We start from the raw sequence: 24,752 nt of genomic DNA, 5'->3' as shown, positions 1-24,752 counted from the left end.
TACGCCACCGCCTGGGCCGGCCTGCTGCGCTACGGCACCCTGCACGCCGGCGAGCGCGTCCTGATCCACGCGGCCGCCGGCGGCGTCGGCATCGCCGCGACCCAGATCGCCCGCGCGGTCGGGGCGGAGGTGCACGGCACCGCGTCGCCGGGCAAGCACGACGCCATCCGCGGGTTCGGCGTCGACGTCGCGCACGACTACACGAAGAAGGACTGGCACCAGGGACTGCCGCCGTTCGACCTGGTCATGGACGCGATCGGCGGCCCGAGCTTCCGCACCAGCTACGACCTGCTCCGGCCGGGCGGCCGGCTGGTCGCGTTCGGCGCCTCGTCGGTGATGGACGGCGCCAGCCGCAACCTGCTCCAGGCCGCGAAGACGATGATCCGGATGCCCCGGTTCAACCTGGTCAAGCAGATGTCGACGTCCAAGGCCGTGATCGGCCTCAACATGCTCGCCCTGTGGGACGACGCCGGCACCCTCGAGCCGTGGATCACGCCGCTGCGGTCCCTCATCGCCGACGGCACCGTGCAGCCCGTGGTGGCCGAGGCGTTCCCCTTCGACCGCGCGGGCGACGCGCACCGGATGCTCGCCGAACGGCGCAACGTCGGCAAGGTCGTGCTGGTTCCCTAGCCCCGCGCCCGAATCTCCGAGGCGCCCACGAGGACGCCTGATCTAGCATCCGGCGAGTGGACTCACTCGCCGGCTCGGTCAACCTGCCGCTCTGGCTGGACACGCCGCTGCGGCCGGAGCCGCGGCCGCCGCTGGTGCGCGACGAGACCGCCGACCTGGTCGTGGTGGGCGGCGGCTTCTGCGGGCTCTGGACGGCGCTCCGCGCGGTCGAGCGGGAGCCCGGCCGCGACGTGCTCCTGCTCGAGGGCGAGCGGATCGCCGAGCACGCCACCGGCCGCAACGGCGGCTTCTGTGAGGCGTCGCTGACCCACGGCGAGACCAACGGCCGCACCCGCTGGCCTGAGGAGTACGACGCGCTCGCCCGGCTCGGCGTCGAGAACCTCGACGCGATCGAGCAGACCGTGTCCCGTTACGGCATCGACTGCGGCTTCCTCCGCAGCGGCACCCTCGCCGTCGCTACCCGGCCGCACGAGGTGGCGTGGCTCGAGCCCGACGAGCCCGGGTTCCTCGACCGCGACGCCGTGCGCCGCGTGGTCGACTCGCCGACCTACCTCGCCGGCCGGCTGTCCGGTCCGGAGGAGTGCGCGGTCGTCGACCCCGCCCGGTTGGCCTGGGGCCTGGCCGCCGCGGCCGAGCACCAGGGCGTGCGGATCGCCGAGGGCAGCCCGGCCGTCCGGATCCGGCGCCGCGGCGACGTCCTCGAGGTCACCACCCCGAGCGGCGTGGTGCGGGCCCGCCGGGTCGCGCTGGCGACCAACGTGTTCCGCCCGCTGCTCCGCCGGCTCCGGCTCACGACGGTGCCCGTCTACGACTACGTGCTCGCCACCGAGCCGCTCACCGACGAGCAGCTCGCCGCGCTGCGGTGGGACCCGGCGCTCGGCATCGCCGACTCCGGCAACCAGTTCCACTACTACCGGGTGACCCCTGACCAGCGGATCCTCTGGGGCGGCTACGACGCGATCTACCACTTCGGGCGGTCGATCGAGCGCGCCCACGAGGATCGGCCGGCGACGTTCGCGACCCTGGCGGAGCACTTCCACGAGACCTTCCCGCAGCTCGACGGGATCCGGTTCACGCACCGGTGGGCCGGCGTGATCGACACGTCGACCCGCTTCAGCGCCAGCTTCGGCACGGCGCACGGCGGACGGTCGGCGTACGCCCTCGGCTTCACCGGCCTCGGTGTCGGTGCCACCCGGTTCGCTGCGGACGTGATGCTCGACCTGCTCGCCGGTGACGAGACCGATCGCACCCGCCTGCAGATGGTGCGCCGCCCGGCCGTGCCGTTCCCGCCCGAGCCGGTCGCGTGGGCCGGCATCGAGCTGACCCGGCGGGCGCTGGCCCGGGCCGACGACACCGGGCGCCGCAACCTGTGGCTGCGCACCCTCGACCGGCTGGGGCTCGGCTATGACTCCTGAGGCGACTGCTGGGGCGACTACTGGGGCGACTACTGGGGCGACTACTGGGGCGACTCGTGAGCCGCTCGTGGTCGGCTTCGACCTCGACATGACGCTGATCGACACCGTGCCCGGCTTCCGCGAGGTGCTGCGGGCACTGTCGGGCGAGCTCGGCGTCGAGCTGCCGATCGAGGAGCTGACGGCGAAGCTCGGTCCGCCCCTCGACCTGATGCTGCAACCGCACCTTGCCGAGGACGCCATCGCGCCGGCCGTCGACCGGTTCCGCGCGCTCTACCCGGACCACGCGATCGGGAGCGTGGCCGCCATGGCCGGCGCGCACGAGGCGATCGCCGCGGTCCGCCGGCACGGCGGCCGGGTCGTCGTCGTCACCGGCAAGTACACCCCGAACGCGCAGCTCCACGTCGACCACCTCGCGCTCGACGTCGACCATCTCGAGGGCAAGGTGTGGGGCATCGGAAAGGCCGACGTGCTGCGCCGCGAGGGTGTCAGCGTCTACGTCGGCGACCACGTCCACGACGTGGAGGGCGCGCTCGCCGCCGAGGCGCTGAGCGTGTCCGTGCTGACGGGTGGGTGCACCCGAGCGGAGCTGTACGACGCCGGCACGCACGTGGTGCTCGACGACCTGGGGGAGTTCCCCGCCTGGCTCGACCGCCACCTGGCAGGTCAGCGCACTCCCCACGAGTAGATCTGCTTGCGCAGGCCGAGATAGACGAACGTCTCGGTCGAGGCGACGCCGGGGATCCGGCGGATCCGCGCGGAGACGATCTCGAGCAGGTCCTCGTCCGACTCGGCGATCACCTCGGCGAGGATGTCGATGCTGCCGGCCGTCATCACGACGTAGGAGACCTCGTCGAGCTCGGCCAGCGCGTCGGCGACCGGCTCGATGGGTCCGGTCACCCGGACGCCGATCATCGCCTCGCGGGCGAACCCGAGCTGGAGCGGATCGGTCACCGCGACGATCTGCATGATGCCGGTGTCGACCAGGCGCTGCACCCGCTGGCGCACCGCTGCCTCCGACAGCCCGACCACCTTGCCGATCGCCGCGTAGGACCGGCGACCGTCCTGCTGCAGCTGCTCGATGATCGCCTTGGAGACGTCGTCGAGATGGGGACGCGGGGTGCGGGCTGCCATGGCGCGATGCTCCCACGACCTGCTTCCGTGCTCAACGGAGGCGACAAACGCGGATTTCGTTGCAAACGTGTTTCGGCGCAACCGAATCGCTTGTCTCCACCGGGGGTCGGTGGCAGGATCCCAACCGGCGAGTCACCCAGAGCGAGGGGGAGCAGATGAGAATCAGTCGAGCGGTTCCGGGGGCCGGACCCTTGGCTCTCCCGCGCGGGATCGACCGCCGTCGCATGCTGCAGGGCGCCGGCATCTCGGCGCTGGCGCTGGGTTCGCCGACGCTGCTCTCGGCATGCGGCACCGAGTCGCAGAAGCAGTCGGCGGAGAGCTGCAAGAGCACCGACCGGTCCGAGGAGGAGAAGGAGCTGATCTTCTCCAACTGGCCCGAGTACATCGACGTCGCCGGCAAGCGGATGCCCACGCTCGAGCAGTTCGAGACCGAGACCGGCATCGACGTCACCTACAACACCGACATCAACGACAACGCCGACTTCTTCGGCAAGGTCAAGGACCAGCTCGGCTCGTGCGAGCCGATCGACCGCGACATCATCACGATGACCGACCAGACCGCCGGGCGGATGATCGCGCTCGGCTGGATGCAGAAGCTCGACAAGGAGAACCTCCCCAACGTGGAGGCCAACCTGATCGAGAGCCTGCGCTCTCCCGGCTGGGACGAGAACCGGGACTACAGCGTCCCCTGGCAGGCCGGTCTCACCGGCATCGCCTACAACGCCGAGTACACCGACCCGGTCAGCAGCTTCGAGGAGCTGGTCACCCGAGAGGACCTCAAGGGCAAGGTCGGCCTGCTCACCGAGATGCCCGACACCATGGGGTTCATGCTGCGGATGAACGGCGCCGACTCGGCGGACTTCAGCGACGACGAGTGGCAGTCGGCGATCGAGCGGCTCGAGGAGATCGTGTCGTCCGGCCAGGTGCGCCGGTTCACCGGCAACGACTACATCCGCGACCTGAAGTCCGGCAACCTGGTCGCCTGCCTGGCATGGTCCGGCGACGTCGCGGCGGCCGAGGACGACCGGATCCCCTTCATCCAACCGGAGGAGGGACTCAACATCTGGTCCGACAACATGATGGTCCCGAACCGGGCGGAGCACAAAGCCAACGCCGAGGCGCTCATGAACTACTACTACGACCCGGTGGTGGCCGCGACGCTGGCGGCGTGGGTCTGGTACATCTGCCCGGTCGACGGCGCCAAGGCCGAGATGGAGAAGATCGACCCGTCGCTCGTCGACAACAACCTGATCTTCCCGAGCGACGACTTCCTGTCGAGCACCTCCGGCTTCATGAGCCTCGACGACAAGACCCGGCAGCAGTACGAGAAGGACTTCGTCCAGGTGATCGGTGGCTGAGCCGATGGAGTCGGCCGACCTGGTCCTCAGCGGACTGACCAAGCGGTACGGCGACTTCGTCGCGGTCGACGAGCTCGACCTGGTCGTCCCTCCGGGCTCGTTCTTCGCCCTCCTCGGCCCGTCGGGCTGCGGCAAGACGACGACCCTGCGGATGATCGCGGGTCTCGAGGTGCCGACCGCCGGCAGCATCACCCTCGCCGGTGAGGACATCGCGCGGCTCAAGCCGTACCGCCGGCCGGTCAACACGGTCTTCCAGAGCTACGCCCTCTTCCCGCACCTCACGATCCGCGACAACATCGCGTTCGGCCCGCGCCGCAAGGGGATGAGCAAGCGCGAGGCGGCGGCCGAGGTGGACCGGATGCTCGACCTCGTCGAGCTCGGTGAGTACTCCGGCCGCAAGCCCGCCCAGCTCTCCGGCGGTCAGCAGCAGCGGGTCGCGCTGGCGCGCGCGCTGATCAACAGCCCGCAGGTCCTGCTGCTCGACGAGCCCCTCGGCGCGCTCGACCTCAAGCTGCGGCGCCAGATGCAGCTCGAGCTCAAACGGATCCAGGTCGACGTCGGGCTGACCTTCATCCACGTCACCCACGACCAGGAGGAGGCCATGACCATGGCCGACACGGTCGCGGTGATGAACCAGGGTCGGATCGAGCAGATGGGGGCGCCCGAGGAGCTCTACGACCTGCCGCGCACGACCTTCGTGGCCAACTTCCTCGGCCGCTCCAACCTGGTCTCCGGGAAGGTGACCCGGAGCTCCGGAGGAGAGGTCGCGGTGGAGGTGGACGGCGCCACCGTCGTGGCACCGGCCGAGCGCGCGGTCTCCTCCGAGGGCGACGTGTGGGTCGGCGTACGGCCCGAGAAGGTGCAGCTGCGGGCCCCCGACGAGGCCGGCGCGGCGGCCAACCACCTCCGCGGCGGCGTGGTCAGCGACGTCAGCTTCGTCGGCGTCAGCACGGAGTACCTGGTCCGGATGCCGTGGGGCCAGGAGCTGACGGTGTTCGAGCAGAACCACACCAGCAGTCGCCGGCTCCGCACCGGCGACGAGGTCGACCTCTCGTGGGCGCCCGAGCACACCTTCCTGCTCGACGCCGCCCAGGACGCGACGGCCGGCACCCAGATCGAGGACGAGTGAGCGCGGGCTGATGGCGCACATCCTGCCGACGGAGACCCAGGACGCCGGCCCCCCGGCGGTCGACCAGCAGCGCCGCGGCCCGGCGGGCTACCTGCTGCTGATGCCCGGCTCCTTCTGGCTGGCGCTCTTCTTCATCGTTCCGACGGTGACGCTGGTGGCCACCAGCCTCTACGACCCGGCCGGGTCGCTGGAGCTCGGCTACAAGATGACCGGGCACGTGCAGAACTACCCCACCGCGATCGCCGACTACTGGGAGCAGATCTGGCGCTCGCTGAGGTACGCGCTCGTGGCGACCGTCGCGTGCATCGCTCTGGGCTACCCGCTCGCCTACGCGATCGCGTTCAAGGCCGGCCGGTTCAAGACGATCCTGCTGGTGGCCGTGATCGCGCCGTTCTTCACCAGCTTCCTGGTGCGGACCCTCGCCTGGCAGTACCTCCTCGGTGACAACGAGTGGTTCGTGTCCTTCCTGCGGTGGCTGCCGTTCACCGGCGCCGACCTGCGGTTGATCAACACGCCGTTCTCCGTCGTCGCCGGCATCACCTACAACTTCCTGCCGTTCTTCGTGCTGCCGCTCTACGCGTCGCTCGAGAAGATCGACCACCGGCTGCTGGAAGCCGCGAGCGACCTCTACGCGTCGCCGGTGAAGGGCTTCTTGAAGGTGACCCTGCCGCTGTCGATGCCCGGCGTCGTGGCCGGCACCCTGCTCACCTTCATCCCCGCCGCCGGCGACTACATCAACGCCGAGCTGCTCGGCAGCCCGAACACGAGGATGGTCGGCAACGAGATCCAGGACCTCTTCTACGCGGGCGACTACCCGACCGCCTCGGCGCTGTCGGTCGCGCTGATGGTCACGATCGTGGTGCTGGTCGCCGTGTACGTGTGGCGGGCCGGGACGGACGAGCTCGTATGAAGGGCCGTCGATGAGAGCCGCGGGCGACTGGGTGGGCCGGCACCTGATCCTGATGATCGGGATGCTGGTCCTGCTCTACATGCTGACGCCGGTGTTCGTCGTCGTACTGATGTCGTTCAACCAGCCGGCCGGCCGCAACACCTACACCTTCGACGGCTTCACCCTCGACAACTGGACGAACCTCTGCGAGCCCTACCAGCTCTGCTCCTCGGTGCGGCTGTCGTTGGAGATCGGCCTGCTCGCGACGCTGCTCGCCACCCTGCTCGGCACCCTGATGGCGTTCGCGATGGTGCGCCACCGGTTCCGTGGCCGGGCGGCGGCGAACGTCTTCATCTTCCTGCCGATGGCGACGCCGGAGATCGTGATGGGCTCCTCGCTGCTGGCGCTCTTCGTCAACGCCGGGCTCGCCGGCAAGCTGGGGTTCTGGACGATCTTCGTCGCCCACGTGATGTTCTGCCTGTCGTTCGTGGTGGTGACGGTGAAGGCCCGGCTGGCAGGCATGGACCCCCGGCTCGAACAGGCCGCCGCCGACCTCTACGCCAACGAGTGGCAGACGTTCTGGCGGGTGAGCTTCCCGCTCGTCTTCCCCGGCATCCTCGCCGCCGCCCTGCTCAGCTTCTCGCTGTCCTTCGACGACTTCATCATCACCAACCTCAACGCCGGCCAGCAGGTGACCTTCCCGATGTTCGTCTGGGGCGCCAACACCAAGGGCATCCCCATGCAGATCAACGTGATCGGCACCCTCATGTTCGCCATCGCCCTGATCGTCGTCGTCGTCGGCGAGTTCGGCTCCCGCCGCCGCGACCGGACGCGGGTGTAACACGCCGTACGCGGCTCTGGTCGGCCGGTGGCGGCTGCAACACGCTGTTCGCCCAACTGGAAGACCGATGACGGCCGTGGGAGACCGTTGCATCGGGGCCGAAGAGCCGTGCACGTCCTGTTGGTACGACGAACAGCGTGTTGCATCACGGTCCGAAATCCGACCGTGACGCCGCCCGGACCGATCAGATCAGCGTGTAGGCCTTGTCGAGGACCGACCGGAGGATCTGCTCCATCTCGTCGAAGTGCTCCTGGGTGCAGACGAGGGGAGGGGAGAGCTGGATGACGGGGTCGCCGCGGTCGTCGGCGCGGCAGTAGAGGCCTTCCTCGAAGAGGCCCTTGGAGACGAAGCCGTAGAGGATCCGCTCGCACTCCTCGGCAGTGAACGACTCCTTGGTCGCCTTGTCCTTGACCAGCTCGATCCCGTAGAAGAAGCCCTCGCCGCGCACGTCGCCGACGATCGGCAGGTCGAGCAGCCGCTCCAGCGTCGCCCGCAGCGCCGGCGCGCGGTCCTGCACGCCCTGGAGGATCTGCTCCTCCTCGAAGAGCTGCATGTTGCGCAGCCCGACCGCGGTGGAGACCGGGTGGCCGCCGAAGGTGTAGCCGTGGGCGAACATCGCCTTGCCCGACGCGAACGGCTCGAACAGCCGGTCCGACACGATCATCGCGCCGAGCGGGGCGTAGCCGGACGTCAGTCCCTTGGCGCTGGTGATGATGTCGGGCTGGTAGCCGATCGCCTCGGCGCCGAACATCTTCCCGAGCCGCCCGTAGGCGCAGATGACCTCGTCGGAGACCAGCAGTACGTCGTACTCGTCGCAGATCTGGCGCACCCGCTCGAAGTAGCCCGGGGGCGGCGGGAAGCAGCCGCCGGCGTTCTGCACCGGCTCGAGGAAGACCGCCGCCACGCTGTCGGGTCCCTCGTTGAGGATCGCGACCTCGACCTGGTCGGCGGCCCAGCGGCCGAACGCGGCCGCGTCGGTGCCGTCCGCGCCGGCGGTTCCCGCGGGCGCGCGGTAGAGGTTGGTGTTCGGCACCCGGAAGGTGGACGGCACCAGCGGCTCGAACTGCTGCTTGAGGCTCGGCAGGCCGGTGATCGACAGCGCGCCGTGGGTGGTGCCGTGGTAGGCGATGTTGCGGCTGATCACCTTGTGCTTGAGCGGCTTGCCGACCCGCTTGAAGTAGTCCTTCGCGAGCTTCCACGCCGACTCGACGGCCTCGCCGCCGCCCGAGGTGAAGAACACCCGGTTGAGGTCGCCGGGTGCGTACGACGCGATCTTGTCGGCGAGCTCGATCGCCGGCGGGTGCGCGTAGGACCACAGCGGCATGAAGGCGAGGGTCCGCGCCTGCTCCGCAGCGGCGTCGGCGAGCTCGGTGCGCCCGTGTCCGAGCTGGGACACGAAGAGACCGGCCAGACCGTCGAGGTAGCGCTTCCCCTTGTTGTCGTAGAGGTAGACGCCCTCCCCTCGCGCCATGATCGGTACGTCGTGCTCCGGGCCGTCGCCCTCGTAGCGGCCGTGCTGGGAGAAGTGCAGCCAGAGGTGGTCCTTCGCGGCGCGCTGGAGTGCGGAGTCGTCCATGGGCACCATGGTGATCGATCCGGACCCGGGCTGCAAGTGAATCCGTGGCGTATGGCAGTTGAAACGACGAAATCCGCATGCAAGAGCCGCGAATGAGGCGCTGATTTCGTCGCCTGGCGGCTATAGAGTCTGCGCATGGCCGACCAGACCTTCAAGAACGTGATCAACGGTGAGCTCGTCGACGCCGCGAGCGGTGCGACGTACGACGTCGTCGACCCCACCACCGGCGCCGTCTACGCCCGCGCACCCATGTCCGGCGCCGACGACGTCGACCGGGCGTACGCCGCCGCGGCTGCCGCCTTCGAGAGCTGGGGCGACACCACCCCCAAGGAGCGCGCGACCGCCTTGCTCAAGATCGCCGACGCGATCGACGCCCGCGCGGAGGAGATCGCCGCCGTCGAGGTGAAGGACACCGGGAAGCCGACCCAGGCGATGCTCGACGACGAGCTGCCGCCCAGCTCCGACCACTTCCGCTTCTTCGCCGGCGCGGCCCGGGTGCTCGAGGGGCGGTCGGCCGGGGAGTACCTCGAGGAGCACACCAGCTGGATCCGCCGCGAGCCGATCGGCGTCGTCGGCCAGGTGACGCCGTGGAACTACCCGCTGATGATGATGATCTGGAAGATCGCGCCGGCGCTCGCGGCCGGCAACACCGTCGTGCTGAAGCCGAGCGACACCACCCCCGCCAGCTCCACGCTGCTGGCCGAGATCTGCCAGGAGTTCCTGCCGCCCGGCGTGCTCAACGTCGTCACCGGCGACCGTGACACCGGGCGGGCGCTGGTCGCCCACGAGACGCCGCAGATGGTCTCGATCACCGGCTCGGTGCGGGCCGGCATGGAGGTGGCCGGCAGTGCCGCGGCGGATCTCAAGCGGGTCCACCTCGAGCTCGGCGGCAAGGCCCCGGTGATCATCTTCGACGACGCCGACCTGGAGAAGGCGGCGGAGGCGATCGCGGTCGCCGGCTACTACAACGCCGGCCAGGACTGCACTGCTGCCACCCGGGTCCTGGCGGGGCCGGGCATCCACGACGACTTCGTCGCCGCGGTCACCGAGCAGGCCCGCAACACCCGCACCGGGATGCCCGACGAGGACGTGCTCTACGGACCGCTGAACAACGCCGACCAGCTGGCGCGGGTCGCCGGCATGGTCGACCGGCTCCCCGACCACGCCTCGCTCGACACCGGCGGCCACCGGGTCGGCGACGCCGGCTACTTCTACGAGCCGACCGTGGTGTCGGGCCTGCAGCAGGACGACGAGCAGATCCAGACCGAGATCTTCGGCCCGGTCATCACCGTCCAGCGGTTCACCGACGAGGCGGAGGCGCTGCGCTGGGCCAACGGCGTGAAGTACGGCCTGTCCTCCTCGGTGTGGACCTCCGACCACGGCCGGGCGCTGCGGATGAGCCGCAAGCTCGACTTCGGCGTGGTGTGGATCAACACCCACATCCCCTTCGTCTCCGAGATGCCGCACGGCGGGTTCAAGCACTCCGGCTACGGCAAGGACCTGTCCATGTACGGCTTCGAGGACTACACGCGCATCAAGCACGTGATGTCGTACTTCGGCGAGTAACGAGCGCTTCCGGCGTACTCCTGGACTTCGAACGATCCAATCCGCGGATCGCTGTGGAATCCCGCACATCGGCCCACCCCGATGTGCGATCGAGGCTCCCTGAATGTCATGGTGGCTTCCGTCGCGGACGACGGTGTCCACGGTTCAGGCGAAAAGCCACACGGGGAATCGGGCTGCTGAGCGTGAGGTAGCGTGCCCCCACCCAATCGGACGCGAAAGGCTAGACAGATGGTCGATGTGGAGCGGGTTCTCGACGAGGCGGGACTCACCAACACCTATGTTCGGGAGTACGTCGCCCACTGGGCCGGGGTCACCGGGGCCGAGAGGGTCGAGGTCGTTTCCGCGTCCGACGACGCACGTCTGGTCCAGGAGTCGCTCGACGCCGGTGAGCTGCTGCCGGCCGGCGAGGGGCTCTACTACTCGCGCTCCTACTTCAAGGACACCGCCCGCGCCGAGGAGCGCACCATCGTCGCCACCAACGACGAGTCCGACAAGGGCACCTACAACAACTGGCGCCCCGCCGCGGAGATGAAGCCGCTGCTCGTCGACCTGATGACCGGCGCGTCCGCCGGCAAGACGATGTACGTCATCCCCTACCTGATGGCGCCTCCGGGCTCGCCGCTGGAGAACTTCGCCGCGGGCGTGGAGCTCACCGACAACCGCAACGTCGTGCTCCAGATGATCCGCATGTCCCGCGTGGGCGTGGAGTTCATCAACGACCTCGGCGACTCCTTCGTCAAGGCCGTCCACGTCACCGGCGACCTCGAGAACCTCGGCCAGGGCACGCCCGACGACAAGCGCTACTTCGTGACCGTCGCCGACGAGCGCACCATCCTGCACTTCGGTTCGTCGTACGGCGGCAACGCGCTGCTCGGCAAGATCGCACACGGCCTGCGCCAGGGCTCCTACGACGGCTGGAAGAACGGCTTCCTGGTGGAGCAGTTCATGCTGCTCGGCATCACCGACAAGGAGACCGGCAAGAAGTACAACATCTGCGGTGGGTTCCCGAGCGCCTCGGGCAAGACCAACCTCGCGATGACGCTGGCCCCCGACGCCCTCGGCGACCGCTACTACGTCGAGTTCTACGGCGACGACATCGCGTGGCTGTGGGTCGGCGACGACGGCAAGCTCTACGGCATGAACCCGGAGTTCGGCGTCTTCGGCGTCGCGAAGGACACCAACGAGAAGACCAACCCGACCGCGATCGACTCGATCGTCCCCGGCACCGGCGCGATCTTCACCAACGTCGCCTACAACGAGAAGACGCAGCAGGTCTGGTGGGAGGGTCGCGGCGAGAAGCCGACCGACCTCGACGGCTGGCTCGACTGGAAGGGCGACCGGATCGCCGACCGCGCCCCCGAGAACGTCGAGGCTCCCTGGGCGCACCCGAACAGCCGCTTCACGACCACCCTGGCCAACGTCCCCAACGTCGCCAAGGACTTCGAGGACCCGGCCGGTGTCGAGATCCACGGCATCATCTTCGGCGGCCGTACCCGCGACCGCGAGCCGCTGATCCGCGCGATCACCGACGTGGCCGAGGGCGTCTACGACGGCCTCACCCTGGGCGCCGAGGCGACCGCGGCGGCCGACGGGCTCGAGGGCGTGCTCCGCTACGACCCGATGTCGATGCGTCCGTTCATGTCCTACCCCGAGGCCGACTACGCCGCTCACTGGCTCAAGGTGATCGGTGCCGCCAAGGACAAGCCGATCTTCGCCCACGTGAACTGGTTCCAGCGCGGCGACGACGGCCGGTTCCTGTGGCCGGGCTACCGCGAGAACCTGCGCCCGCTGCTGTGGCTGATGCAGCTGAAGAACGGCGAGGTCAAGGGCCGGCAGACCCCGGTCGGCGTGCTGCCCACCCGGGACGAGCTCAACCTCGAGGGGCTCGACGAGCAGGCGCTCGCCGACCTCGACACGATCCTCTCGCTCGACATCGACCGGTGGCAGCAGGAGATCAAGTTCCGCGAGGAGCACCTCGGCCAGTTCGACGGTCTGCCCGAGGAGATCTGGGAGGCCCACCGCCGGGTCGCCGAGGCCCTCGACCAGGCGTAAGCACCACATCGCCGACCCGTCGCCAACTTGGCGACGGGTCGGCGTGTTTTTGCGGGGAGTTCGAGCCGGGTCGGCGGTGTGTACGCTCCGCGGGTGGCTGAATTCGCCGACGACCCGCACTCGCACGCCCGGCCGAACGAGATCGCGGTCGGTCACCTGCACCTCGACGTCACGGTCGACTTCGACGAGCAGCGCCTGACCGGCCGGGCGACCTTCCGCCTCGACCGGACGGCGGCCGACGCCGACGTGGTGGTGCTGGACACCTGGGACCTCGAGATCCGCGCGGTGACCGACGCCGCCGGCGCCGCCCTCGACCACGTGCTGGGGGACCACGACCCGATCCTGGGACGCTCGCTCACCATCGAGACCGGGGGCGCGGACACGGTGGTGGTCGACTACGCGACCGGCGGCGATGCGCGCGCGCTCCAGTGGCTCGAGCCGGCGCAGACGACGGGCGAGCGGTTCCTCTTCACCCAGTCCCAGCCGATCCTGGCGCGATCGTGGATCCCGTGCCAGGACACGCCGGCGGTCCGCCACCCGTACGACGCCACGGTGCGGGTCCCGCCCGGCCTGCTGGCCGTGATGAGCGCCGAGAACCCGACGGAGCGGTCGGCGGACGGGGTCTACTCCTTCGCCATGCCGCAGCCGGTGCCGTCGTACCTCGTCGCGCTCGCGGTCGGCGACCTGGAGTTCCGCCCGCTCGGGCCCCGGTCGGGCGTGTACGCCGAGCCCGCCGTCGTCGACGCCGCGGCGTGGGAGTTCGCCGACACCGAGCCGATGATGGAGGCGGCCGAGCGCTTGTACGGGCCGTACCGGTGGGGCCGCTACGACCTGCTCGTGCTCCCGCCGAGCTTCCCGTACGGCGGGATGGAGAACCCCCGGCTCACGTTCGTGACCCCGACCCTGCTTGCCGGCGACCGGTCGCTGGTGACCGTGGTCGCACACGAGCTCGCGCACTCGTGGTCGGGCAACCTGGTCACGAACGCGACCTGGGACGACATCTGGCTCAACGAGGGCTTCACCGTCTACTTCGAGACCCGGATCGACGAGGAGCTCTACGGCGCCGACTACACGGCGATGCTGCTCCGACTCGGCCGCCAGGCGCTCGAGGCCGAGCTGGCGACCCTGGCGGAGCGTGACACCTGGCTCTCGCTCGACCTGGCGCACCGTGATCCGGAGAGCGGCCCCGACCTGGTGCCCTACGAGAAGGGGTCGCTCTTCCTGCGCATGATCGAGCAGGTCGTCGGCCGGGAGCGGCTCGACGCGTTCCTCGCCGACTACTTCGACCGGTTCGCGTTCCGGTCGATGGACACCGTGACCTTCCTCGCGCTCCTGCGCACCGAGGTGCTGGAGCCGGCGGGGGTCGGGGACGCCGACGTGCAGCTCGAGGCGTGGGTCTACGGCCCGGGCGTGCCGGCCAACGCGCCGGAGTTCCCGTCCGACGCGTTCGACCGGGTCGACCGGCAGGCGGACGCGCTCCTGGCGGGCACCGCAGCCGCCGACCTCGACACGGCCGGCTGGGCTCCGCAGCAGTGGGTGCACCTCCTCCGGGTGCTGCCGACCGACGCGCCGCACGCCGTGCTGGCCGACCTCGACCGGACCTTCGGCTTCAGCGCCCAGCGCAACATCGAGGTGGCGACCGCGTGGCTGGAGCTGGCGATCCGCAGCGAGTACGTCTGGGGCGCGGCCGAGGTCGACGACGCGGTCGCGGGCTTCCTCGACCGGCACGGGCGCTCGCTCTACCTGCGTCGCGTCTACGCGAAGCTGGCTGCGACCCCGCGCGGGCTCGACCGGGCGCGCGAGATCTTCGCCACGGCCGCAGCCGGCTACCACCCGGTGGCGCGGGCCGGGGTTGCCCGGATGCTCGACGCCGCCTGACCTGACGCCGGGGACGCCGTACGCTCCGGCTCATGCGCGCGGTCACCTGTCACGAAGGTCAGCTCGAGGTCGAAGAGGTCCCCGACCTCGCCCCGGAGAGGGGGCAGGTGCTGCTCGACGTCGAACGGTGCGGGATCTGCGGCTCCGACCTGCACGCCCGGCTGCACTGCGACGAGACCGCGGACGACGTGGCCGCGCTGGGGTACGACGGGTTCATGCGCTCGACGCAGCGGGTCGTGATGGGCCACGAGTTCGTCGGCACCGTGGCCGACTACGGCCCGCGCACCAAGAAGGCGTGGCCCGTCGGGACCCGCGTCGTCGCCCTTCCCGTCCTGCGCGCCGGCCGCTCGGTGCACCTGACGGGGCTGAGCGAGCAGGCGTCGGGCGGGTACGCCGAGCAGGTGCTGGTCACGGCATCGATGGCGATGCGGGTGCCCGACGGTCTCGAGGCGGAGCGCGCCGCCCTGACCGAGCCGATGGCCGTCGCGCTGCACGCCGTGCGCCGCGGCCAGGTGGGCGCCAAGGACACCGCGGTCGTGATCGGCTGCGGGCCGATCGGGCTCGCGGTGATCCTGATGCTCAAGGCGACCGGGGTGCGCCACGTCATCGCCAGCGACTTCTCGGCCGGCAGGCGGGCGCTTGCCGAGAAGTGCGGTGCCGACGAGGTCATCGACCCCGCCACCGACTCGCCGTGGAGCTCGTTCGCCGAGTCCAAGCGCTACCTCACCAACCCGATCGCGCTGGCCGAGCTCGGGCTCGACGCGATGGACAAGCTGCGCGCCGTACCCCTGCTGCCGTGGGCACACGTCCTGCGCGCTGCCGAGAAGGCCGGCGCCACCCCGCGTGGTCCGGTCGTGTTCGAGTGCGTCGGCGTGCCCGGGATGATCGAGCACATCGTCTCGGCCGCGCCGCTCCTGTCCCGGGTCGTGGTGGTCGGCGTCTGCATGGGGGCCGACACGTTCCGGCCCTCGATGGCGATCAACAAGGAGCTCGAGCTGCGGTTCGCGTTCGCCTACGACCCGAGCGAGTTCCACCAGACCCTGCAGTGGATCGCGTCCGGCAAGGTCGACGTGTCGCCCCTCATCACCGGGACCGTCGGGCTCGACGGTGTGGCGGACGCGTTTGCGGCGCTCGGCGATCCGGAGCGCCACGCGAAGATCCTGATCGACCCCAGCAAGGTCACCTCCGCCTGACGGGTGGGCCGCGTCACGTTTGCTTGCCGCCGGCAAGCAAACGGCCCTAGGTTCCCCTGGAACACGTTCCTTGCCAGTGGCAAGGACGCCGACGCCGACAGGCCGACATGGGGAGCTCGATGGCCGACAACGGACGCGTCTCGGGACTTGCAGCATTCGCGGTCAAGCGGGCCGTCTGGGTCCTCGTCGCCTGGTTGGTCCTGGCGGCAGCCCTCAACGTCTTCGTGCCGCAGATCGAGGAGGTCGCGGCCAAGGACTCCACGGCCGTCGTGCCGGAGAAGGCGCCGTCGATCATCGCCGTCGAGGAGATGGGCGAGGCGTTCGGCAACGGCGGCGCCAACAGCTTCGTCGTCATCGCGATGGAGCGGGACGGCGGCTTGGAGCCCACCGACAAGCAGTACGCCGCCCGGCTCGCCACCGTCCTCACCAAGGACGACGAGAACGTCACCTTCGTCCAGGACGTCCGGAAGAACCCCGAGCTGCTCGGGGCACTGACCAGCACCGACGGCGAGGCGCGCTACGTCCTGGTCGGGATCACCGGGGTGACCGGCGCGCCCTCGTCCATCCGTCAGGTGACCGCCGTCCGCGACGTCGCCGCCGACCTCGCACCCGACGGGCTCGACGTCGCCGTGACCGGGCCGACCGCGACCATCACCGACCTCGCGACCGAGACCGAGCACAGCGTCGTCCGGATCACGGTCGTCAGCATCGGCCTCATCGCCCTGCTCCTGTGGCTGATCTACCGCTCCTTCGCGGTGATGGCCGTGGTGCTGGGCATCGTCGGGCTGGGCCTCGGGTTGGCGCGAGCGCTGACCGCCCTGTGCGGCGAGCTCGGCCTGTTCACCGTCTCGACGTTCAGCGGCACCTTCCTCACCGCCGTGGTGCTCGGCGCCGGCACCGACTACGCGATCTTCCTCGTCAGCCGCTACCAGGAGCTGCGCCGCGAAGGCATGCCGCCGGAAGAGGCAGCCGCGACAGCGGGTGCTCGGCTGACGGGGGTGATCACCGGCTCCGCGCTCACCGTCGTGCTCGCCTGCGGCTGCATGCTGCTCGCCGACCTCGGCTTCTTCTCGACGACCGGCCCGGCCATCGCCGTCAGCGTCGCGATCAACCTCCTGGTGGCGATCACGCTGACGCCCGCCCTGCTGGCTATGGCCGGCCGGCGCGGCTGGTGCGAGCCTCGCGCCACCAAGGCCGGCGGCCTGTGGCCGCGGCTGGCAGGTCTCGTCGTCGCCCACCCGGCCCGGATGCTCGCGGTCTCCCTGGTGCCGCTGCTGGCGCTCGCGGCCCTGGCACCGCTGATCGCCGTCAGCTACGACACCCGTGACTCCCAGCCGGCCGCGACCGAGAGCAACCGCGGCTACGCGATGCTCGACCGCCACTTCCCGGTCAACGAGATCCTCCCGGACTACGTGCTGATCCAGGCCGACCACGACCTGCGCAACCCGCGCGACCTCGCGCTCCTCGAGCGCGCGGCGAGCGCCGTCGCGCAGGAAGAGGGCGTCGTGCTGGTGCGCAGCATCACCCGGCCCCTGGGCGAGCCGATCACCGACGCGACCGTCGCGCGTCAGGCGGGCATCGTCGGAGTCCGCCTCGACCGGGCCTCCGACCGGATCGGCGACGGCGAGGGCGGCGCGCAGCAGCTGGCCGACGGCGCCGGTGAGCTCGGCGACGGCGCCGACCAGCTCAGCGACGGCACGGGACAGCTCGCCGACGGCGCCGACCGGGCCGTCGATGGTGCCGACCGACTCGTCGCCGGCACGGCGGACCTTGAGCAGGGAGTACGCCGCCTCCTGGCCGGTGCCGACCAGGCCGTCACCGGGACGGGCCAGCTCGCGACCGGCATGCGCCAGCTCGCCCGCGGCCTGTCGACGGGGGCGGACCAGGTCCAGCTCGCGGTCGACGGGCTCGGGCTCGCCTACGACGCGCTCCGCACCAAGAGCCTGACCTGCAACGTGGATCCCGCATGCCGCCAGGCTCGCGAGGGGATCCGACAGATCTGGGTCGCCGAGCGTGACGAGCTGCTGCCCGGGCTGCGGGAGGCTGCCCGCGCGGCGGACCAGCTCGCCGACGGCACGGTGGGTCTGCAGGACGGCCTCCGTCAGCTGCGTGACGGTCTGCGCCAGGCCCGCGAGGGCGCCGACCAGCTCGCCGACGGCCAGCAGGTCTTCGCCGATCGGCTGGGCGGTCTCGCCGACGGCGCCGACCAGCCCGCGGACGGCGCCGACCAGCTCGCCGACGGCGCCTCCCAGCTCGAGGGCGGCACCGAGGAGGTGGCCGCCTCACTGCCCGAGCTGCGGCAGGGACTGACCCGGGCGGCGACGTACCTCCGCCAGACCAGCGCCGTCGCGAACGACCCCAGCATCGGCGGGTTCTACCTGCCGCCGGCCGCGCTCGAGAACCAGCGGTTCGCCGCAGCGATGCGGCTCTTCCTGTCGCCGGACGGGCGGACGGCGCGGTTCGCCGTGCTCGGAGCGACCGACGCGTTCGGCCACGAGGCCTCGGCCCGGACTCACGAGATCGAGGGGACCGTCGAGCAGGCCTTCAACGACACCCGGCTCGCCGACGCCGACGTGAGCATGACGGGCATGGCGGCGACCAACTCCGACCTGGCCGACTACTCCCAGTCGGACATGCGGGCGGTGGCGATCGCGGCGCTCGTCGCCGTGTTCCTCGTGCTGCTGGTGCTGCTGCGCAGCCCGATCGCCGCGGCGATGCTGATGGCGACGGTCGTGCTGTCCTACGCCTCGGCGATCGGACTCTCCGTGCTCGTGTGGCAGGTCCTGCTCGACAGCCAGCTCGACTGGACGGTGATGGCGGTGGCCTTCACGATCCTGGTCGCGGTCGGGGCCGACTACAACCTGCTGCTCACCAAACGGATGCACGAGGAGGCGCCGGACGGGTCGAAGGCGGGCATCGCCCGGGCGACCGCCGCGACCGGCTCGGTGATCACCTCGGCCGGCGTCATCTTCGCCGCGAGTATGTTCGCGCTCATGGCCGGTAGCGTGACGACGATGGCGCACGTGGGCTTCACCATCGGTGCGGGTCTGCTGCTCGACACCTTCGTCGTGCGGTCGCTGCTGGTGCCGGCCGTGGCGACGCTGCTCGGCCCCCGGCTGTGGTGGCCGGCAGATCGGGAGCCGAAGGACCGGGAGCCGAAGGACCGGGTGGCCGGGACCGCAGCAACGTGAGCCGCTCGTCCACCCTCGACCTCCGGGCCCGGTTGCTCCGCGCAGCCGAGGCCGAGATCGCGGCGACCGGGCCGGCTCGGGCCAGCCTGCGGGCGATCGCGCGGCGCTGCGGCGTCTCGCACCAGGCCACCGCCCACCACTTCGCCGACCGGGCGGGGCTCTTCACCGCGCTTGCCGTCGAGGGGCACGACCTGCTCCACGAGAAGACCCGGGAGGCGATCGCCGGGGCACCGGTCGACGGCGGTCAGCAGGTCGCCGCGGCCGGCACGGCGTACGTCGAGTTCTCCCGGCGGCACGCGGCGCTCTTCGACCTGATGTACCGGCCCGACCTGCTGCACAACGACGACGAGCGGCTGGTCGCCGCGCGGCTGGCGCAGCGCGAGCTCATGCTCGCCACCGTCGCCGCCGCCCAGGCGCGCGGCTGGGGCGCCGACGTCCCGACCGCCGAGCTGGCGACCCTCGGCTGGGCCGCCGTGCACGGCTTGGCCGTGCTCGAGCGTGACCTGGTCGTGTCGACGGTCTATCCCGAGGTCGACCTCGACCTGATCCTGCGCCGCGTGGTGCACGTGCTCGACGCGCTGCGCTGACCCCTACGGGGCGACCGGTACGGCGAGCTCGGTCTTGTCCGACCGCCCCCGGAGGACGGCGCTGCCGTTCTTCTCCCAGCGGATCGCCTCGTCGGCGTGTCCGCGCTCGGCCGCGGCGACCACGGTGTCCCACATGGCGACGACGCCGCCGGGGACCTCCTTGGCGAGCTCGGTGAGGCGCGACGCCGAGTTCACCGCGTCGCCGATGACGGTGTACTCGTAGCGCTGGTGGTGCCCGACGTTGCCGGCGACGACCCTGCCGGTGGCGACGCCCACCCCGGCGCTGATCTCCGGCACCTCCTCGGCGAGCCGCGACGCCATCGCGCGGGCCGCGGCCAGGGCCGCGACGGCGTGGTCCTCGTCGTGCGACGGCGCCCCGAAGATCGCCAGCACGGCGTCGCCGATGAACTTGTTGACCAGGCCGCCCCGCCGGTCGACCTCGTCGACGACGACGCCGAAGAAGCGGTTCAGGACGCCGACGACCTCGGCCGGGGTGTGGTCGGCGGCGTACGTCGTCGACCCGATCAGGTCGACGAAGAGGACCGACGCCACCCGGGTCTCACCACCCCACGCCACCTCGCCGGTCTCGGCCGCGGCGGCGGCCGCCGCCACCTCGTGACCCACGTGCCGGCCGAAGAGGTCGCGGAGCTTCTCGCGCTCGCGGAGCCCGACCACCATCTGGTTGAACCCGCTCTGCAGGGCACCGAGCTCGGTGCCGTCGTAGACCACGACGTCGGTGTCGAGGTCGCCCTCCTCGACCGAGCGCAGCGCCTGGCGGACCGACATGATCGGCGCGACGACCGAGCGGGCGTTGAGGTCGGTGAGCACGTAGCCGAAGACCAGCACCGCGCCGCAGGTCACGATGGTGACGATCGCCATCTGCTTGAGCGTCGTCTCGGAGGGGATCGCCAGGGCGAGGATCGCCGCGACGAGGAGGCCGCCGAGCGGCACCGCGGTGCCGATGGCCCAGAAGAGGACCATCCGCGGTCCGACGCCGACGAACCGGGTCTTCTCGTTCACGTCGGTGTCGGCCAGCGCCCGGGCCGCGACCGGCCGCATCGTGAACTCGGTGAGGAGGTAGGAGACGCCGGCGACCACGAGCGCGCCGATGCCGACGGTGAGGCCGGTCGAGACGGCCCGGTCGCGCTGCAGGATGATGGCGAGCACCGTGAACACGCAGCTGCCGGCCAGCCACAGCGACAGCTGCATCATGGTCAGCTGCAGCGGCACGTTGAGCGCCTGACGACGCTCCTTCTCGGTGGGGACCACGCCCGCGCCCTGGGTCGCCCAGCGCAGTGCTCGCAGGCTGGTCGCCGTACCCCAGATGACGCCGATCACCGCCGCGGAGACGACGTAGACCGGCACCGCGATGGCGAGTGCGAGGAACATGTCCGCCTCGAGGTCCCGCGCCGGGACGGCGAAGTTGTTGACCACGAAGACGACGCCGGCGCCGAACATGTTCGTGCTGACCAGGACCAGGGTCAGCAGCAGCTGGATCCGGATCCGTAGGTGGCGCGGGTCCTGCTCGGCCGGACCGAGGATGCGTGCGCCGAAGGGGCTCCGCTTGCGGGCGGGCCTGGAGGGCGACATGCCGTTGAGCCTAGCGGCGTGGCAGGGGTGCTTGGATGCTGTCCGTGAGCCGTTTCAGCGCCGCCGAGATCACCGACGCCTACGCGGCGTTCCACGAGCAGGTCGGCGGCTTCGTCGCCTCGGGCAGCTGGGACGGCTACGCCGACCTGTTCACCCCGGACGCGGTCTACGTCGAGCACGCGATGGGCACCTTTCGCGGTCGCGACGAGATCCGGAACTGGTCGGTGCGCACGATGACGACCTACCCGGGCCGGGTGATGACCGGCTTCCCGATCAGCTGGCAGGTCGTCGACGCCGACGCCGCCCGACTGGTGTGCGAGGTGCGCAACCCGATGCCCGACCCGGGCGACGGCACGATGCTCGAGGAACCCAACATCACGATCATGACGTACGCCGGCGACGGTCTCTTCTCGCGCGAGGAGGACGTCTACAACCCGCTCCGCTTCCACACCATGGCGATGGACTGGGCGCGGATCGCTGCCGCCCACGGCCGGGCCGACGACGACGTGCTCGCCTATCTCCGCAAGTTCGGCGGTTGATCGATAGGACAAGATGGCGCAATGACCGGTGCAGCCAGACGGCTCGTCCTCGAGGTGGTGGGCTGGCTGCTGCTCGTCGTCGGCATCGCGGCGCTGGTCCTCCCGGGGCCTGGTCTGCTGCTCATGTTCGCCGGGCTCGCCGTACTCTCCCAGCAGTACGAGTGGGCCGAGCGGTGGGTCGAGCCGGTGCGGCTGCGGGCACTCCGGGGCGCGGCCGAGAGCGTCGAGACCTGGCCCCGGATCATCGCCTCGACCGTCTTCGCGCTCGGTCTGGCGGCCTGCGGCGTGGTGTGGATCGTGAAGCCCGACGCGCCCTCGTGGTGGCCCTTGTCCGACGACTGGTGGCTCCCGGGCGGGATCTGGACCGGCGTCACCCAGATCGTCTCCGCCGCCCTCGCGGTGGTGCTGATCGTCTACTCCTACCGCCGCTTCTACGGCCGGCCGGACGCCGTCGCCGCGCTGGAGGGCGAGATCGACGAGGCCGACGAGGAGAGGCACCAGCACCGGGCTCAGCGCGACAGCGAGGGCTGATCCGCTGCCCGTTTATCAAGGGATGTCGACGAACGAGCACTTCCCATGGCGAATTCGACATGGGAAGCGACCATTCGTCTGCATCCCTTGATAAACGGGCAACAGCGCAGGCCGCCGGTTCAGTCCGCGGCGAGCCGGCCCGCGAGGCCGGAGGAGCGGCGGGCCTGGCGGCGGACGGCCTCCTTCACCGACTCCTCGGTGCCGACGACGTGGACGCGGTCGACCGCGCGGGTGACCGCGGTGTAGAGCAGCTGCCGGCTCAGCAGCCGGGAGTCGGACTCGGGCAGGATCACGGGGACCTGACCGAACTCGCTGCCCTGGCTGCGGTGGACGGTGAGCGCGTGGGCGACCTCCACCTCGGACAGTCGCGCGAGGGAGACGATGCGACCTTCGGCGCCGTCGTCGAACAGCGCCCGCCGTTCGTCGCCGCCGAGCACGACGCCGCTGTCGCCGTTCCAGAGCTTGAGGCCGTAGTCGTTGCTGGTCTGCATCAGCGGCTGGCCGGGGTAGCGGTAGGGCAGCCAGTCGGTGCCGATCTCGGCCTTGAGCCACTGCTCGATCCGCTCGTTCCACGCCGCGACGCCGAACGGGCCGGCCCGGTGCGCGCACAGGAGCCGGTGCGCGTTGAGGGCGGCCACCACCGGGGCCGGGTCACCCGCCAGCGCCCGGTCGCGGAGGTCGACCACGCTCGGCATCACGACCTCGCGGACCCGGGCGGTGTCGGACGGGTCGATGAGCTCGACGTCGGTGTCGCCCGCAGTGAGCAGCGACCACGCCACGTCGGCGTGCCCGTCACGAACAGCTGCGGCGAGAGCGCCGATCTGACGGCCGAAGCGGTGGGACTTCTCGAGCCGGCTGACCGGCGACGGGGCCCGGCCCTGGAAGCCCGCGACGACGTCGTGCAGCACCGCCCCCGCCTCGACGGACGCCAGCTGGTCGGCGTCGCCGAGCAGGATCAGCCGGGCCTCGGGGCGGATCGCCTCGACGAGCCGCGCCATCATCGAGAGCGAGACCATCGAGGCCTCGTCGACGACCACGACGTCGTAGGGCAGCCGGTTGCCGCGGTGGTGACGGAACCGGGTGCGGTTGTCGGGCCGGAACCCGAGCAACCGGTGCAGGGTGGACGCCGTGAGCCCGGCGACCGCGCCGCGGTCGACCTCGGGGAAGGTCGGCTTGCTGACGGCGTCGGCCAGCGCCTGCGACATCCGGGCGGCCGCCTTGCCGGTGGGTGCGGCCAGGGCGATCCGGAGCGGGGTGGCGGACTGGTCGGCGAGCACGGCGAGCAGGCGCGCGAGCGTGGTGGTCTTGCCGGTGCCGGGTCCGCCGGTGATCACGGACGTCCAGCGCCGGGCAGACGCCTCCGCGGCGGCTCGCTGCTCGGCGTAGGGAGCGGTGAAGTGTCGGTCGAGGGCGATGCCGAGCCGGCGCTCGTCGACGACCGGCTGCGGCCGGGCCAGCCGTTCGTGGAGGTCGGTGACGACAGCGCCCTCCTCGGCCCAGTAGCGGTGCAGGTAGAGCAGGCCATCATCGTGGCGAACGGCCACCCCGGTCAGCGGGCTAGCAGCCACCGCCTCCAACCACGGTCGGGCCTCGGGCCACGGGTGGTCGGGCAGCAGGTCGTGCACCTCGCGCAGGTCGACGCAGACCGAGCCGTTGCGGGCCGCGCGCACGAGGAGTGCGACCGCCAGTTCGACGTCGGCGGACGACTCGCCGCCGAGGAGGCACAGCGTCCGGGCGATCCGGGCATCGCCGGCCGTGAGCAGGCCGGCGCGGTTGAGGTCCGCGAGCGGACCGGTGAGGTCGGCCGCCAGCCGGTGGTCGTGCTCGTCGACCGCCTCGAACACCTCGGTCACTGCCCGGCCTCCTGTCGCTGTCCGTCGAGCAGGTCCGACAGCTCGGTCACCAACGCCGTCGGCGGGCTCCAGGAGAACACGCCGCACGGGGCTCCCTCGACCACCGGGGTCTCGGCGCCGCACATCCCGCGGAGGTAGAGGTACAGCACCCCGCCCAGGTGCTGCTCCGGGTCGTAGTCGGGCAGGCGCCAGCGGAGGAACCGGTGCAGCACGACGGCATAGAGCAGCGCCTGCAACGGGTACGACGAATGGCCCATCGCCGCGGCCAGCCGGTCCGGCGTGTAGTGGGCCGCGGTCAACGGCGCGTCGGTGTCGCCCAGCCAGTTGGTCTTGTAGTCGCAGATCAGGTAGCGGACGGCGCCGTCGGCCCCGGCGACCCGCAGCACCAGGTCGACCGATCCGGTGAGGTAGCCGAGGAGCACCTGGCCACCGAGGCGCGGATCGTCGAGGGCGGCGGCGTAGTCGAGGAGCGGGTCGCCGATCGGCAGGTGCTGGCGGAGCAACCCGGCCACGTCTCCGAGGAGCCGCGGCTGGTCGACGGCGTCGTAGCCGCCGCCGATCGGGAGCTCGAAGTCGAGCTCCCGGAGGCGGTCGGACATCGGAAGCCCGCGCAGCGTCAGGCCGTCGGTCAACGGGCCGAGGGGGGAGTCGCACACGGTGACGAGCGCGTCGGCCAACGCCTCCGGATCGAGGTCGACCGGCCAGTCGACCAGCTGCTCGCGGACGTGTCGGGCCAGCTCGGCCCGCCAGTCGGGCGCTGCCGGGTCGGCGTGCTCGAGGACGGCGTGCACCAGGGAGCCGAA

20 protein-coding genes are annotated in these 24,752 nt (G+C 70.9%); 15 read left to right on the top strand and 5 right to left on the bottom strand.

Annotation, left to right across the window (positions count from 1 at the left end):
- From H0488_RS10115 to H0488_RS10105, 3 genes are all read left to right on the top strand, one after another.
- Positions 1 to 630 (top strand): zinc-binding dehydrogenase (locus tag H0488_RS10115; RefSeq protein WP_183099151.1); only part of this gene is annotated, 630 nt, incomplete at its 5' end.
- Between the two features lie 56 nt (positions 631 to 686).
- Positions 687 to 2,045 (top strand): NAD(P)/FAD-dependent oxidoreductase, encoded by a 1,359-nt coding sequence (locus tag H0488_RS10110; RefSeq protein WP_312856278.1) that lies wholly within the window; start codon positions 687 to 689, stop codon positions 2,043 to 2,045.
- A 67-nt stretch (positions 2,046 to 2,112) separates the two neighbouring features.
- Complete coding sequence (locus H0488_RS10105) at positions 2,113 to 2,730, top strand: HAD family hydrolase (protein WP_312856277.1); 618 nt, start codon at positions 2,113 to 2,115, stop codon at positions 2,728 to 2,730.
- On the opposite strand, the gene H0488_RS10100 is transcribed toward H0488_RS10105, so the two are convergent.
- Positions 2,709 to 3,176, bottom strand: coding sequence for an Lrp/AsnC family transcriptional regulator (locus tag H0488_RS10100; RefSeq protein ID WP_183099149.1), 468 nt, complete (start codon positions 3,174 to 3,176; stop codon positions 2,709 to 2,711). The two genes, H0488_RS10105 and H0488_RS10100, sit on opposite strands and share 22 nt — an antisense overlap.
- A 224-nt stretch (positions 3,177 to 3,400) precedes the next feature.
- Between H0488_RS10100 and H0488_RS10095 the strand changes: the two genes are divergently transcribed.
- Genes H0488_RS10095 through H0488_RS10080 form a run of 4 tightly spaced genes read left to right on the top strand, consistent with a single transcriptional unit; the run spans position 3,401 to position 7,393 of the window.
- Positions 3,401 to 4,534 (top strand): polyamine ABC transporter substrate-binding protein, encoded by a 1,134-nt coding sequence (locus H0488_RS10095; protein WP_246371785.1) that lies wholly within the window; start codon positions 3,401 to 3,403, stop codon positions 4,532 to 4,534.
- Entirely contained in the window at positions 4,527 to 5,663 is a 1,137-nt protein-coding gene (locus tag H0488_RS10090) for an ABC transporter ATP-binding protein (protein ID WP_312856276.1), read from the top strand. Before H0488_RS10095 ends, H0488_RS10090 begins: the two co-directional genes overlap by 8 nt.
- A gap of 10 nt (positions 5,664 to 5,673) precedes the next feature.
- Complete coding sequence (locus tag H0488_RS10085; RefSeq protein WP_183099148.1) at positions 5,674 to 6,573, top strand: ABC transporter permease; 900 nt, start codon at positions 5,674 to 5,676, stop codon at positions 6,571 to 6,573.
- 10 nt (positions 6,574 to 6,583) lie between these two features.
- Complete coding sequence (locus H0488_RS10080; RefSeq protein ID WP_183099147.1) at positions 6,584 to 7,393, top strand: ABC transporter permease; 810 nt, start codon at positions 6,584 to 6,586, stop codon at positions 7,391 to 7,393.
- Positions 7,394 to 7,577: 184 nt separating this feature from the next.
- Here the strand turns inward: H0488_RS10080 and H0488_RS10075 are convergent, their stop codons facing one another.
- Complete coding sequence (locus H0488_RS10075) at positions 7,578 to 8,969, bottom strand: aspartate aminotransferase family protein (protein ID WP_246371782.1); 1,392 nt, start codon at positions 8,967 to 8,969, stop codon at positions 7,578 to 7,580.
- A 135-nt stretch (positions 8,970 to 9,104) separates the two neighbouring features.
- Here H0488_RS10075 and H0488_RS10070 point away from each other — a divergent pair, with 135 nt between their 5' ends.
- From H0488_RS10070 to H0488_RS10045, 6 genes are all read left to right on the top strand, one after another.
- Positions 9,105 to 10,535: a gamma-aminobutyraldehyde dehydrogenase gene (locus H0488_RS10070; protein WP_183099145.1), complete on the top strand. Its 1,431-nt coding sequence runs from the start codon at positions 9,105 to 9,107 to the stop codon at positions 10,533 to 10,535.
- A 228-nt stretch (positions 10,536 to 10,763) separates the two neighbouring features.
- Entirely contained in the window at positions 10,764 to 12,587 is a 1,824-nt protein-coding gene (locus H0488_RS10065; RefSeq protein WP_183099144.1) for a phosphoenolpyruvate carboxykinase (GTP), read from the top strand.
- A gap of 93 nt (positions 12,588 to 12,680) precedes the next feature.
- A complete protein-coding gene (locus tag H0488_RS10060) occupies positions 12,681 to 14,465 on the top strand; it encodes a M1 family metallopeptidase (RefSeq protein WP_183099143.1) in 1,785 nt (594 codons plus the stop codon).
- A gap of 32 nt (positions 14,466 to 14,497) precedes the next feature.
- A complete protein-coding gene (locus H0488_RS10055; protein ID WP_183099142.1) occupies positions 14,498 to 15,658 on the top strand; it encodes a zinc-binding dehydrogenase in 1,161 nt (386 codons plus the stop codon).
- A 119-nt stretch (positions 15,659 to 15,777) separates the two neighbouring features.
- On the top strand, positions 15,778 to 18,849 hold the full coding sequence (locus H0488_RS10050; protein WP_220794414.1) for an MMPL/RND family transporter: 3,072 nt from the start codon (positions 15,778 to 15,780) through the stop codon (positions 18,847 to 18,849).
- Positions 18,846 to 19,436: a TetR/AcrR family transcriptional regulator gene (locus tag H0488_RS10045; RefSeq protein WP_183099140.1), complete on the top strand. Its 591-nt coding sequence runs from the start codon at positions 18,846 to 18,848 to the stop codon at positions 19,434 to 19,436. The genes H0488_RS10050 and H0488_RS10045 overlap by 4 nt, the downstream gene beginning before the upstream one ends.
- A gap of 3 nt (positions 19,437 to 19,439) precedes the next feature.
- On the opposite strand, the gene H0488_RS10040 is transcribed toward H0488_RS10045, so the two are convergent.
- The gene (locus H0488_RS10040; protein ID WP_183099139.1) at positions 19,440 to 21,026 is read right to left on the bottom strand and encodes an adenylate/guanylate cyclase domain-containing protein; all 1,587 of its coding nucleotides are present in this window, start codon (positions 21,024 to 21,026) and stop codon (positions 19,440 to 19,442) included.
- A gap of 44 nt (positions 21,027 to 21,070) precedes the next feature.
- Between H0488_RS10040 and H0488_RS10035 the strand changes: the two genes are divergently transcribed.
- Together H0488_RS10035 and H0488_RS10030 are read left to right on the top strand one after the other, a co-directional pair.
- A complete protein-coding gene (locus H0488_RS10035; RefSeq protein ID WP_220794413.1) occupies positions 21,071 to 21,565 on the top strand; it encodes a nuclear transport factor 2 family protein in 495 nt (164 codons plus the stop codon).
- Positions 21,566 to 21,586: 21 nt separating this feature from the next.
- Positions 21,587 to 22,096, top strand: coding sequence for a PGPGW domain-containing protein (locus tag H0488_RS10030; protein WP_183099137.1), 510 nt, complete (start codon positions 21,587 to 21,589; stop codon positions 22,094 to 22,096).
- A 119-nt stretch (positions 22,097 to 22,215) separates the two neighbouring features.
- On the opposite strand, the gene recD is transcribed toward H0488_RS10030, so the two are convergent.
- Together recD and H0488_RS10020 are read right to left on the bottom strand one after the other, a co-directional pair.
- The gene (gene recD / locus H0488_RS10025; protein ID WP_183099136.1) at positions 22,216 to 23,949 is read right to left on the bottom strand and encodes an exodeoxyribonuclease V subunit alpha; all 1,734 of its coding nucleotides are present in this window, start codon (positions 23,947 to 23,949) and stop codon (positions 22,216 to 22,218) included.
- A partial coding sequence (locus tag H0488_RS10020) for a PD-(D/E)XK nuclease family protein (protein WP_183099135.1) occupies positions 23,946 to 24,752 on the bottom strand: 807 nt, incomplete at its 5' end. The genes recD and H0488_RS10020, both read right to left, overlap by 4 nt.

This window comes from Nocardioides pelophilus (genome assembly GCF_014180685.1).
Lineage (GTDB): Bacteria > Actinomycetota > Actinomycetes > Propionibacteriales > Nocardioidaceae > Nocardioides > Nocardioides pelophilus.
This window is presented reverse-complemented; position numbering and strand designations above follow the sequence as displayed.